Source organism: Planifilum fulgidum (assembly GCF_900113175.1).
GTDB classification, from domain to species: Bacteria; Bacillota; Bacilli; order Thermoactinomycetales; family DSM-44946; genus Planifilum; species Planifilum fulgidum.
The window spans coordinates 1-12,804 of sequence record NZ_FOOK01000032.1; the positions used below are offsets into that span (position 1 = coordinate 1).

Sequence of the window (12,804 nt, forward strand, 5' to 3'; positions counted from 1 at the left end):
TAACGGGGGTGAAGCGATTTCATCCCTTCCTTATTAAACCGGTGAATCAACCGTCGAACGTGATCCTCGGATAGGTGATACAGTCGGGCGATGTTTGGGACGGTCATCTTTTGGGCGGATGCCAGAATAACCATTGCCCGCCGGACTTTCACCGGATGGGATCCTTTTCGAATGATATGTCTTAATTGATTGCCTTCCTTGGTGGTCAAGTCACGAACGAAAATCATTTCGATCACCTATGAATCCATTCGACCATGAGGTAACATTTTCCTTCGGAATTTCCCGATCTAAGTTAGTCGACGGGGCATTAGATTGGCCGCCGGAATTTCCGGACTTCGCCTGAGAGCCCTCCTGGGCGGGAGATTCGGGAAGATCCGGCTGTTCAATCGGAACGTTGCCTTCAGTGGAATCTTCCTCTTCCGGTTCCGGCTGAGATCCTCCGGTCTGGTCCCCTCCGGAATTTTCACCATCCTCATTACCGGGGTTCTCTACGCCGGGCATCTCCTCCTCGTCCATCCCGCCATTGTCGCCTCCGGTGAAAATGCGAATAAAATCACTGAACGGATTGGCGGAAGCGACAGGCATCGCCACAAAAGTGGTACCGAAAAACACGATAAAGGCAGCAATGAGCGATTTCCTCATCAATCGCTGAAAAACCCCCTTGTTTTATTCCCGTACGCAATTCCCGACCGACGATGAATCGCGGGGAACGATCCGGAGGAAGCGAACCCTTCGCCTGCCCAAAAACACCGAACCCCCCGGTGCGAACCGAGAAGTTCTTCCTCTGATGGTTTCTGCCTACCAGGAATATACTAATAGATTCGACAAACGTCAACACTTTTTTCTTTTTTCTTAGACATTTTCTCCATAAACAGTAAGAGATTGCAACGCGCCCGGCGGCGAATACGACTTACTTACGATATGACTACAACTTTCGGGCTAAAAATCCCAAAAAAAAACGAAAAACGGGAGGCTTAAGGAGCCCCCCGTCAGGCAACCGCGGTTTTGTTTTGCCGCTTCCAAGCGGATCAGCTCGTTTTGGCCGATCTGCGCGCCTGCAGGAAGTAGATCAGGGCGAGAATCCCGATCCCGACCGCATCGGTGACCAGCCCCGGATAGATCAGGCTGATTCCGCCGACAAACAGGATGAGGCGTTCCAACAGGTTGCAATGGGTGCGGAAGTAACCGAGCATCGCGCCGCTGACTCCGAACATCCCGATCAAGGCGGTTGCCACCGCCAGGGGGACGTTCCACCAGGTGGCCCCCTCCAGCACCAACACCGGATTCAGCACAAAGATATACGGGATGAGGAAGGCGCCGACGGCGAGCTTGGTGGCCGTCACTCCCGCCCTGAAGGGGTTGGCGTTGGCAATTCCCGCCCCGGCGTAGGCGGCCAGCGCCACCGGCGGCGTGATGTCGGCCACGATTCCGAAGTAGAAGACGAACAGATGGACGGCGATCAGCGGAATCGTCGGATCCAATTTGATGATCGCCGGGGCCGCCATCGTCGCCATGATGACGTAGTTGGCCGTCGTGGGGACGCCCATCCCCAGGATGATGCAGGCGATCATGGTGAAGAACAACGTGAGGATCAAGATGCCCCCGGCCAGCTCAATGATCCCGCCGGCCACTTTCAATCCCAGGCCGGTCAGGGTGACCACGCCGACGATAATCCCCGCGGCGCCGCAAGCGGCGATCACTCCGAGGGCCGTCCGGGTCCCCTCTTCCAACACGACGATCAAGTCCTTGAAGGTAAATTGGGAATGCCGGAATTGATGGATCAGGAAGGCGACAAAAAGCAGGCCCAACGCTCCCCAGGTGGCGGGAAGCGACGTCTTGCTGAAGACCAGGTACAGCAGTCCCAAAAGGGGCAGCAGAAGATACCAGCGCTCAACCAGCGTCTGCTTCAGGGACCCGCCTTCGAACAGACCGACCGTCACCGCCACCAGGATTGCGATCAGGGCGGCGGTAATGGGGGATTGCCCCATGACCAAAACGCCGATGATCGCAAGAAGCGGCAGCAGAAGATACCCCCTTTGCAACATCACTTCCTTGAGGCGGGGGATCTGGTCGGCGGGCAAGCCGAGGATGCCCACCCGTTTGGACTCCAGGTGCACGGCGATGAAAATGCCGGCGAAATAAAGCACCGCGGGAATCGTCGCCGCCAGGGCGATCTGTCCGTACTCCATCCCGATGAACTCGATCATCAGGAAAGCGGCCGCTCCCATGATCGGAGGCATCAGCTGCCCTCCGGTGGAGGCCGACGCTTCCACCGCCGCGGCAAATTCCGGCCGATAACCGGTCTTTTTCATCAGCGGAATGGTGAAACTGCCGGAACCGACGGTGTTGGCGACGGAGCTTCCGGTGACCATCCCCTGAAAGGCGCTGGCCACCACGGCCGCTTTGGCCGGCCCCCCCACCATCCTCCCGGTGATGGCAAAGGCCAGATCGTTGAAAAACTGGCTGATCCCCGTGTGGCGCAGCACGACGCCGAAAAAGAGGAACAGGTAAATAAACGTGGAGGAAATGGCGATGGGAATACCCAGAATCCCCTCCGTCCCCAGGAACATGAAGGTGCTGATCCGTTCCAGGCTGAAGCCCTGATGTTGGGCGAACCCGGGGATATAAGGCCCGAAATAGGCATAAAGCAAGGCGAGGGACGCCACGATCACCAAGGGAAGTCCCACAACCCTCCGGGCGGCCTCCAGGGTGAGCAACACCCCGATGACGGAAACGGCGATATCCAGATCGGTGTAGAGAAACCGGTTCACCAATTCATCGTAAAAGATCACGTGATAAACCCCGGTGCCCAAGGCGAGCAGGGCAAGCAGAATGTCCAGGACGGACACTTTGCTGTCCGTCTTCCCTTTTTTCCAGGGATAAAGCAAAAAGATGATTGCCAACGCCACGGTCAAGTGCGGCGCCCGCTGCAGCTGGGAGGGCAAGGTGCCGAAAAAGGCCGTGTACAGCTGAAACAGGGCGAGCCCGACTGCCAGCGCGGTGACAACCCATTTGATTTTCCCCAGATTTTTTCGAAAAGCATGTTCCCGGTCGTATTTCTCCAAAACGCGTTCCACGTTTTGGCCGTTGGCGGGTTCCGTCACTTTTGCGGCTTGTTTCGCCACGGTAACACCTCCTCAACCACTGATATCAAGGAGTCTGCCCGGATTTGAACATAGGTTCCACCCCCCGCAAGCCGCGCCAGGTCGGCGACGGTGCCGTCGTCGAAATGCAGGCGATGTCGGGCGATCACTTGGCCCACCCGCAGATCCAGTGACGGATAGACGGTCTCATCATAGCGAACCACATATTTCCCGTCCCGGACGAGAAACTCCGTCAATCCGTCTCCGTCCTTCTCCGGCCGGACCGGCAGATTGGCTCCGAAGCGATCAAACTCCATCTCCACGATGGCGATCCGACGATCCTCCGTCACCCGGAATGTTTCCCGGACGGGGCGTTTGGTGATGGAGTGGGTGTGGACCATGGAAAAGGTTTCCCCGACGCGAATCAAACGTCGGAAAACAACCCGCTCCCGCTCCATATCGACAACTTTCAACACCGCCCAGCCGGAGGAAAACCAAGCGAAAAGGAAGCCCATCAGGAGAAGAAGGAGGCCGAGGGCGGCCCCCTTCTTCCAACCGAGACGGGGTTTCAATCCGCGCTTTTTCATTCGCGTATTACTCCGGCAGCGGAATACCCTTTTCTTCAAAGTATTTCTTCGCACCGGGATGAATCGGCGTGGTCACACCCTCCAGCGCTTTCTCCAGGTCGATCTGGCTGCCTGCCTGGTGGGCGCTGGCGATATCATCCTTTTTCTCGTACATGATCTTGGTCAGATTGTAGACGAGATCTTCGCTCAGTTCGTTGTTGGCGTACATGACGGCCTTCAGGGTCGCCGTCTGGACATCTTCATCCTGTCCCTTGTAGGTGCCGCCCTTGACCGTCAGGGGCTGATAGAAGGGGTATTTTTCCTGCAACTTTTTCATCGCCTTGTCGTCCACTTCGAGCAGGCGAACTTCCTTGGCGGTCGTGATGTCTTCGATGTTGGACGCAGGCAGGCTCAACAGTCCGAAGATCGCATCGACCTGGCCGTCCTTCAGCTTGGTGGCGGCATCGCCGAAGCTGTCGTAGAAAGGCTGGATATCGTCAAAGGTGAGTCCATACGCTTCAAGAATGTGTTTCGTGGTGTTGACCGTTCCGCTGCCCTGGGGACCCACGGCGACCCGCTTCCCTTTGAGGTCCGAAATGGTTTTAATACCGCTGTCCTTGGCCGCCACGGCCTGCACCACTTCCGGGTAAACGACGCCCATCGCCCCGAAATTGGTCACCTTCTGGCCTTTGAAATCGGCCCGGCCGTTGTAGGCATCGTCGGCGTTCATGTTGACCACCATCGCCAGGTCGGCTTCCCCCTTGGCGAGAAGGGCCAGGTTTTCAACGGAAGCGCCCGTGGCCTGAGCCGTGACGTTCACACCTTCCACATTTTTATTCCAAACGTTGGCAATGGCACCGCCCAACGGATAATACGTGCCGCCGGTACTTCCCGTCGCCAAAGAAAGATCCTGGCTGCCTCCACCCTCATTGCCACCGGATCCGCTTTGGCCGCAGGCTGCCAAAAAGACCGATGTGATGAGAACGAGAGTGAGTAGTACGGACCACTTTTTCACCTGTATGACCCCCTTTGTTATCGTGCAGACGCAAACAGCACACTTATTATACAATAAACTTTCAGCATAATTGTACAATATGAATGATTTTCATGTAAATGGAATCGGTTTCTTATGTCTTAATATTCCGCATTATGGGCATGAAGAACCGCCGTGAAAAAACCCGTTTGATTCCCTTCGATTCCGGTTATATAACATACCGTACCTGTCGCCCTATTATTCAAAACCAAAGTCCGATGCAGCACCTTTTGCGCCATACATAACCGATTGAGATTGTCCATTTCCCTCCACTCGATCACCGGGGCGTCCGCTCCGTCCCCCATGCAGGATACTCGCGCTCCTTCTTCCCGGAGATCTGCCAGGAAACCTCGACTTGACGCAGGAATAACTCTTGAAAAATCTCCTTTAAACCGCCCATGCTTTCCCCTCTTTTTCTCAAGCTTCCCCAATCGGTTCCCAAATATTCTTCTTCAGTGAGGAGTGATGTGAAGACTCATGTGCGGCATTTGCGGAATTATCGATCTGGACGACAACCGGATCCAACAAAATCAATTGCGCTCAATGCTTCCCCCCTTGGAGCGGCGCGGTCCCGACGACGAGGGCTGGCTGGTACAACCGGGCGTGGCCCTGGGCCATCGCCGCCTCAGCATCATCGACTTGACGGAAAAGGGACGGCAACCGATGGTGGACGAAGAGCTGGGACTTACCGTCGTGTGCAACGGGGAGATTTACAACTTTCGCGAATTGAAGCGGGAGCTTACGACCATGGGATACCGGTTTTTCTCCTCCAGCGACACGGAGGTTCTCCTGAAGGCCTACCACGCCTGGGGAGACACCTTCGTCACCCGCCTCAAGGGAATGTTCGCCTTCTGCCTCTACGACGCCAAGCGAAGACGGTGTATCCTGGGACGCGACCGCTTGGGAATCAAGCCCCTCTATTACGTGGATGAGGGCAGCACCTTCTATTTCGCTTCCAACATCCAGGCCCTGATGCGGGCGGACGCCGTCCGTCCCCGGCTTTCAAAGCGGGCGCTCCACCACTACCTCACCTTTCACGGCGTCATCCCGGCACCCCTGACCATCTTCGAGAACGTTCAAAAACTGGAACCGGCCACCCTACTGGTCATCGAATCAAACGGACGGAAAAGCAAGCAAACCTACTGGAAGCTGAATTTCGACGAAAAATGGAACCTGAGCGAAGAGGAGTGGATCGAACGACTCCTTCACACCCTCGAAACCAGTGTCAAGCGGCGGATGGTGAGCGACGTTCGCGTCGGCGCGCTGTTGAGCGGCGGAGTGGACTCCAGTCTGATCGTCGCCTTGATGGCGCGGATGGAACCCGAGTCCCTCCGGACCTATTCCATCGGCTTTGAGGATGTAGCCGGAGAAGAGGGTAACGAGTTCCGTTACAGCGATCAGGTCGCCGAGATGTTCGGCACGCAACACCGCAAGTATTTCATCGATTCCAGACAGCTCCTTCCCCACCTGCAGGATTGCATCCGGAACATGTCCGAACCGATGACGAGCCACGACGCCGTCGGATTTTATCTCCTGTCCCGGGAGGTGAGCCGGGAGACAAAGGTGGTGCTGAGCGGCCAGGGCGCCGATGAAGTGTTTGCGGGATACCACTGGTATCCCCGGGTGAACGACGGAACCGGCCGCCCGTCGGACCGGTATGAAAAAGCCTTTTTCGACCGGGACCACCTGGAAATCCTGGAGGCGCTGGAGCCGGAATATCACGGGGACGACTGGTCCAAACAATTCGTCCGCGACCACTTCGGCATGCCCGGAGCCTCCCATCCCGTCGACCGGGCTCTCCGGCTCGACATCACCGTGATGCTGGTGGACGATCCCCTCAAGCGGGTGGACAACATGACCATGAGCTGGGGGTTGGAGGCCCGGGTGCCCTTCCTGGATCACGAACTGGTGGAGCTGGCGGCCGCCATGCCGCCGGAAATCAAGCTGTCCGGAGGAGGAAAGGGGATCCTGAAGAAAGCGGCGGAACGCCTGCTCCCCCGCCGGATCATTTACCGGAAAAAGGGCTACTTCCCCGTCCCCGCCCTTAAGTACCTGCGTGGGGAGTACCTGGAATTCGCCCGGGATATTCTCCTGTCCGACCGGGCGCGCAGCCGAGGTTTGTTCCGACCGGCATACGTGGAAAAACTGCTGGCCGCCCCGGAAGAGCACATTACCGTGCTGGGAGGCAGCAAACTGTCGCAGCTAGCCCTGTTGGAATTCTGGCTGGAGGAAATGGGGTGTTGACATGACTCAGCGCACGTTGGTCCGACACTTGAGGCGCTCCATCTCCACAATGCCCCCGTCCGGATGGGTCGAGGAGCCGCCGCCAGTCAAAACACGGGGAATCAAGCGCAATACCGCCCTTTTCTGCGGATGGGGAAGGCTGATTTTCGGACAAACCTTCTCCGACCACAACCGGATTATCGACATCTTTTCCTCGGAACCTGCGGGAAAGCGGGATTTGGCCATCTACGTCAAAAACCATCACGTGTTGCTGGCCAAAGCCCCCAACCTGCTGTTTGTTGACCCCTCCCACACCTACCGCCTGTGGCTGCACCATTACCGGATGCCGCGGAAACGATCTTCCCATTTCCACATCCGTCTGCTGAAGGGGAAAGAGGACGCAGAGCAGGTGAACACCATCTACCGGAAATGCGGCCTGATCGAAAGCCCCGTCTCCACCATCGTGGAAAATCAAAAAACCCACACCTTCAGCTATTTTGTCGCCGAGGATTCCACCGACGGGCGGATCATCGGCACGATTACGGGAATCGACCACAAGGAGGCCTTCAACGATCCGGAAAACGGGGCCAGCTTTTGGTGCCTGGCGGTGGACCCGGACCGACGGGCCCGAGGGGTCGGCCGCGCCCTCGTCCGTTGCGTGGCGGAACATTACCTGGCCAAAGGGCGGGAATACCTGGACCTGTCCGTTCTCCACGACAACCACAGGGCTATCCGGCTGTACCGCTCCCTCGGCTTCCGCCGGGTGCCCGTCTTCGTGGTCAAGCGAAAAAACGAAATCAACCGGATCTATTACACGGGAGGACCCAAACCGTGAACATTTACGCGCAAATTCTCATCGATGAAGCCAAGCGCCGGGGAATTCGAGTGAAAGTGATCGACAAAGCGACAGGCATGTTTGTCCTGGAGCATAATGGGAAGCGGATCCGCTGCCGGGAATCCCTCACCGACCGGACCTCCGCCGTCGCCATGACCATTTGCGAAAACAAGGCGCTCACCCGCCGGCTCCTAAAGCGGGAGGGATTCTCCGTGCCGGAACAGGTGGTTCTCAGCCGGGATGCGAATCCGGAAGAGATCCGCTCCGCTGCGGAAACGCAACTGAAAAAGTGGGGAAGCGCCGTCGTCAAGCCCCTCCGGGGGGAACAGGGCGCAGGCATTACCGTGGATGTATCCACTCCCGGAGAGGTGGAACGGGCTTTCCGTTTTGCCGCGGAAAACGGGGATGAGGTGGTACTGGAGCAATATGTAAAGGGAAGGGATCTCCGGATTATCGTCATCGACCACGCCTTCGTGGCGGCCATCGAGCGGACCCCCGCCCGAGTGACCGGAGACGGCCGTCACACCGTTCGTCAGCTGGCGGAGAAAGCCAACCGGAAGCTCCGGGAGCAAACCGGCGGCGAAGCCCGGATTCCCTTGGACGAAGAAACCCGCCGGGTGGTCCGGCAGGCCGGTTTCGACTGGGATGCGGTTCCTCCCGCGGGAAAAACGGTGCCCCTGCGCAAGACGGCCAACTTCCACACGGGGGGAACCATCCGCGACGTGACCGACCAGGTGCCCCCCCGATTGCGGCGAATCGCCGAGGAGGCGAGCCGCATTCTGGACATTCCCGTCGTCGGCTTCGATTTCATCGTACCCGACTACACCGGGGAGCGCTACGTCATCATCGAAGCCAATGAACGTCCCGGATTGGCCAACCATGAACCTCAGCCCACGGCGGAACGGTTCATCGACTTTCTCTTTCCGGAGACCAAGGAAGAGGCGAAGGAGCGGGCCGGTTGACAAGGGGTGCACAGGATTGAGACAATTGTGAAAAAAGCGACCATCCCGGCAAGGTGTATTGGCAGAAAGCCCCTTGCACGACGGGGCCTATTCCCTTGATCTCACAAGCCGTTCTCAAGGTCCATTCACATATGAGGGAGAGCGTTCATGATCAGCGTCACGAAACCGCGGAACCGGCGACAACGTGTAAAAAACCTGCTGGTGCCCTTTTTGGAAGAGCACATTTGGCCGTTGCTCGAACCGGAGGGTTTTTGCTGGCGCCGGTCCCTCCGTTTCTGGAGGGGCGATTCCTCCGGGCGGCAGGCGCTGGAATTTGCCTTCCGCTTGTCCCGCCGGCGGACCGATCCGGTGCTTGCCTACCTATGTCCCCGCATCACCGTCCGGAAACCGGGCCTCGGCAAGCAGGTGCAAAAGCTAATGGGAGAAGAAACAACGGCGAAGAAAAATCCGGAGGTCCTCGTGCACCAGTCCGTGGGACTGGTCAGTCCGGATAGGGCGAATACCCGATGGATCCTCTTCGGCGAAGAGGATCTTACCGACCTCGGCCCTTTTCTGGGGGAATATGTGAAAACCTATGTCCTCCCCTTTCTCAACCGCTATCGGTCCTGCCGGGACATCGTGGAGGGCTGGGAAAGCGGCGACGAGCGATTGGCCCCTCCTCCGGGCGGTTGGATCCAGATGGTGGCGGCCTGTCTGGAGGCCGGACGCAAGGAACAGGCGGCCAAGATCCTGTGGTCAAAGGTGTGGGGAAAAGCCGAATTGCGCGAGGAATACCGCTTCGCCCTCCGCCAATTGGGAATCGATCCGACGCCCGGACAGCGGGAGGAGCCGGAAACCGTCCCCGGGACGGCGCAAATCCTTGATGCGCCACTTCCTTGACGGATGGAAAGGAAAAAGGGACAACCCCGGTGATCGCATCGGAGACGACAAACGATGTCACGGGCCCCATCGCATCCCTCGCGCGTGGCTCCCGCTTTCCTTCGCAGAAATCGCCCCGACCCAATCCCCCCGATGCGCAAATCCCCCACCGTGGCGATTTTCCGGATGCCGAAGGCTTGCGCGGGAGGCTCAGGCAAAGGATTTAAGCCGCTCGGAACCCCCGGGTAAGTGCCGGAAAATTCCGCAAATACGGCGCAGATTCCTGAACAGGCCTTTCATCCCTTTTCTCCCCGTGGGACAAAGCTTACAATGGTAACGATGGACTTGACGGCCGACGGGGGTGATCCCTTTTGCATATCCGTCGAAGAATCGTCTGGATTTGGGCGGGAGGGCTGGGCCTGCTTCTGGCAATGCACTTCCTGCTGACCATCCTTTATCTGGCCCCCGACAATCTGCTGAAAAGGCGCTTTTCTGAACCCCTTCAGCGGTACATGGATCCCCTCTTCGCCCAAAACTGGCAACTGTTTGCCCCCGACCCGATTTCCCAGCACCGCTCCCTTGTGATCAAGGCCAAATACCGCGACCCGGCAACCGGTGAAATCCGGGAAACGCCGTGGATGGACATCACCCGGCCCCGGGTGCGGGAAATATGGGAAAACCGGCTGTTCAACGGCAGCCGGGCCCTCCGCTTCCAGACCTCCGCCATCGCCATGTACCGAAGCGAAGACCCGGACCGAAAGGCCCGGGGCCTCCGGATGCTGCGCCGTCTGGCCCTGCACTTTTTGAACGAGGAAACGAATCTCGCGAATGTGGATAAGGTCAAGGTGCGGATCGTCCTCAACCGGTTTCCCCGTTATCCGGAGCGGCAAAGGCCCGACCAAATGGGCACCCTCTACTTTGACGAGACCGATTGGATGACGGTGCGGGACGTTGGGGGGCGAAAGCCGTGATCCGGAAGCTGCATCGCCTCCTCACCACGGAACACCTGCTCACGGGTGTCAGCCTGGCCCGCATCGCTTACGGCCTGTTCCTTCTTTTTTATTTCATCAGCCATTATGCCGAACGGTATCTTCTGTGGGGACCCGGCGGCCTTTTGCCCCACGATGCCTTCCTGGAGATGGCAGAAGCCCGGGGCATCCTCACCCTGTTCCACCTGAGCGGGGAGCCCTGGTTTTTCGAGCTGGTGTACCACGCGGGAATCGTCGTCGCCTTTCTCTATCTGATCGGATACCGCACCCGCCTGACCGGCGTGCTCACCTTCATCCTGTTCTGGTCCTTTTATTTCCGGAACCCCCATCTCACCAACGGCGGCGACAACATCCTGCGCATCCAGCTGTTTTATCTTCTGTTCGCCCAAACGGGGGCGCGTTTTTCGCTGGACGCCCTGCGGAGGAGAAAAACGTCTTCTCCCGGAAGAAAGGGCGTCGCAAGAGAGATGTCGGCGGTCCTCCACAACGCCGCCGTCCTGGCAGCGGCCCTTCAGCTCGCCCTCCTGTATTTCACCGCGGGCATGTATAAAGTGATGGGAGCCTACTGGCAGGAAGGAACCGCCCTGTACTACGCCACGCGCGTCCAGGAATTCCACTGGCCGGGAATCAGCGAATGGCTCTGGGAATCGGAGTTCCTCCTGGTTTTATTGAGCTACGCCACGGTGATCTTCCAGGTCTCCTTCCCCTTCCTGCTTCTGAACCGGATCACCAAACTGATCGCCGTGGGATGTGCCGTCCTCTTTCACGGCGGAATCGCCCTGTTCATGGGGCTCATCGGATTTTCCTGGATCATGATCGGAAGCGAGCTGATCCTTTTGACCGACAAGGATTACCGCCTCATCGGCGCCGCCGCGCGGCGGGCGGGAGCAAAGGCCGCCGGACCGCTCCGCCTTCTGAGGGACCGCATCGCCTCCCTTCCCGCCGTTAAGGGCAGGCAGTTGATCGTCTTCTACGACGGCTGGTGCCCCCTGTGCCGGGCCAGCGTCGCCTCCTCCCGCAAGCTGGATTGGTTCTCCCTGATCCGCTTCGTCTCCTTCCGGGAGCCCGGCGTCATCGAACGGTACGGGCTGGACGCCGACAAGGTGGAGCGCCGCATGCACAGCACGGCGGACGGCCGGCGATTCGCCGAGGGAATCGACGCCGTGATCCAGATGGCAACCCGGCTACTTCCCCTCTGGCCGGCGGTGCCCCTTCTCCTTTTGGCCCGCTGGATCGGCATCGGTCAACGGGCCTACGACTTCATCGCCGGCCGGCGCACGATCCTCCCCACCGGCGGATGCGACGGACATTGCTCCCTGGAGGACGGAAAAAAGGGACCGGTCACCCTCGACAAGTGAAGTTTCGCGCGACCTTTCCGGGAGGAGATGAAGGAAGATCATCCGACAAACTTCATCAACAGCCGGTTCATCTTGTCCCGCTCCTCCCAGAAGGGGCCGTGGCCGCTGTACAAAAACGGGACCAGCCGTGAACGGTCGATTCTTCGACTCAGTTCCTCGGCCTGGGAAAAGGGAATCACCTTGTCGTGAATGCCGTGAACGATCAATGTGGGGACATGGATCCTGGGCAGATCGGCATCCAGCCTTTCATCCCTCAGGGTCCGGATGATCGCCGCCGTCGACCATCCCGCCGCCTGCAGGGCCAATCGGAAAAACCAGTCCGAAAAGGGCCTGCTGATGTACTGAAAGAAAAAGTCGTCGATCACTTCCCGCACCATCTTGGGCCGGTCGTTCAGCGACGCGGCGAGGAGCCGGTCGGCGGTCTCTTTCGTAAAGCCTGCGGGGGCCGCCGCGTCCATGAGGACGAGCTTGGATAATCCGCGCCCGCGATGCCGGGCCGCGTAACGGACAGCGATCGCTCCTCCCGTGGAATGGCCCACGAGCGTGAAGTCGTCCAACCCGAGCGCATCGACCACCGCCAGGACATCATCGGCCAACCGGTTGTAGTGGTATCCGTGCACGGGTTTATCCGAACGGCCGAACCCTCTCCAGTCAATCCCTATCAAGCGGTACCCCTTGGCGGGAAGCACATTGAACTGGTATTCAAACTGTTCGTGGCTGAAGGGCCAGCCGTGCAGAAAGACGAGGGTCTTTTTTCCCGCGGGGTTGAGGTCCTCCACGTACAGGCTCACTCCCGGTTCCACACAGACAAAATAGCCCATGCCGATCCCTCCGTTCCATTTGTCGTCTAAAATAAGATACTCACCCGGAAGGCACGGGTGAGTATCGCAAAGACGA

General features: G+C 58.5%; 12 protein-coding genes. 6 read left to right on the plus strand and 6 right to left on the minus strand.

The window, feature by feature from the left end:
• The 5 genes from BM063_RS18360 to BM063_RS14450 form a co-directional block, all read right to left on the minus strand.
• On the minus strand, nt 1–227 hold a 227-nt coding region (locus BM063_RS18360), incomplete at its 3' end, for a helix-turn-helix domain-containing protein (RefSeq protein WP_143085374.1).
• On the minus strand, nt 211–642 hold the full coding sequence (locus tag BM063_RS17380) for a hypothetical protein (protein ID WP_143085375.1): 432 nt from the start codon (nt 640–642) through the stop codon (nt 211–213). The genes BM063_RS18360 and BM063_RS17380, both read right to left, overlap by 17 nt.
• A gap of 386 nt (nt 643–1,028) precedes the next feature.
• On the minus strand, nt 1,029–3,125 hold the full coding sequence (locus tag BM063_RS14440; RefSeq protein ID WP_092040528.1) for a TRAP transporter permease: 2,097 nt from the start codon (nt 3,123–3,125) through the stop codon (nt 1,029–1,031).
• Nucleotides 3,101–3,670, minus strand: a complete 570-nt coding sequence (locus tag BM063_RS14445) for a DUF1850 domain-containing protein (protein ID WP_218154448.1) — start codon at nt 3,668–3,670, stop codon at nt 3,101–3,103. The genes BM063_RS14440 and BM063_RS14445 overlap by 25 nt, the downstream gene beginning before the upstream one ends.
• A gap of 7 nt (nt 3,671–3,677) precedes the next feature.
• Complete coding sequence (locus tag BM063_RS14450; protein WP_177199189.1) at nt 3,678–4,664, minus strand: TAXI family TRAP transporter solute-binding subunit; 987 nt, start codon at nt 4,662–4,664, stop codon at nt 3,678–3,680.
• Nucleotides 4,665–5,159: 495 nt separating this feature from the next.
• Between BM063_RS14450 and BM063_RS14455 the strand changes: the two genes are divergently transcribed.
• The 6 genes from BM063_RS14455 to BM063_RS14475 all read left to right on the plus strand — a co-directional run bounded on the left by BM063_RS14455 (nt 5,160) and on the right by BM063_RS14475 (nt 11,907).
• A complete protein-coding gene (locus BM063_RS14455; protein WP_092040534.1) occupies nt 5,160–6,926 on the plus strand; it encodes an N-acetylglutaminylglutamine amidotransferase in 1,767 nt (588 codons plus the stop codon).
• Nucleotide 6,927: 1 nt separating this feature from the next.
• A complete protein-coding gene (locus BM063_RS17865; RefSeq protein ID WP_218154449.1) occupies nt 6,928–7,740 on the plus strand; it encodes a GNAT family N-acetyltransferase in 813 nt (270 codons plus the stop codon).
• Nucleotides 7,737–8,702, plus strand: coding sequence for an ATP-grasp domain-containing protein (locus tag BM063_RS17870; RefSeq protein ID WP_218154450.1), 966 nt, complete (start codon nt 7,737–7,739; stop codon nt 8,700–8,702). Before BM063_RS17865 ends, BM063_RS17870 begins: the two co-directional genes overlap by 4 nt.
• 147 nt (nt 8,703–8,849) lie before the next feature.
• A complete protein-coding gene (locus BM063_RS14465; RefSeq protein WP_092040537.1) occupies nt 8,850–9,581 on the plus strand; it encodes a hypothetical protein in 732 nt (243 codons plus the stop codon).
• 350 nt (nt 9,582–9,931) lie between these two features.
• Nucleotides 9,932–10,531 carry a DUF5819 family protein gene (locus BM063_RS14470; protein WP_143085376.1) on the plus strand — a complete coding sequence of 200 codons (600 nt, stop codon included), beginning with the start codon at nt 9,932–9,934 and terminating at the stop codon, nt 10,529–10,531.
• Nucleotides 10,528–11,907, plus strand: a complete 1,380-nt coding sequence (locus BM063_RS14475) for a DCC1-like thiol-disulfide oxidoreductase family protein (protein WP_092040542.1) — start codon at nt 10,528–10,530, stop codon at nt 11,905–11,907. The genes BM063_RS14470 and BM063_RS14475 overlap by 4 nt, the downstream gene beginning before the upstream one ends.
• Before the next feature lie 38 nt (nt 11,908–11,945).
• On the opposite strand, the gene BM063_RS14480 is transcribed toward BM063_RS14475, so the two are convergent.
• Nucleotides 11,946–12,728 carry an alpha/beta fold hydrolase gene (locus BM063_RS14480; protein WP_092040544.1) on the minus strand — a complete coding sequence of 261 codons (783 nt, stop codon included), beginning with the start codon at nt 12,726–12,728 and terminating at the stop codon, nt 11,946–11,948.
• Nucleotides 12,729–12,804 lie beyond the last annotated feature (76 nt).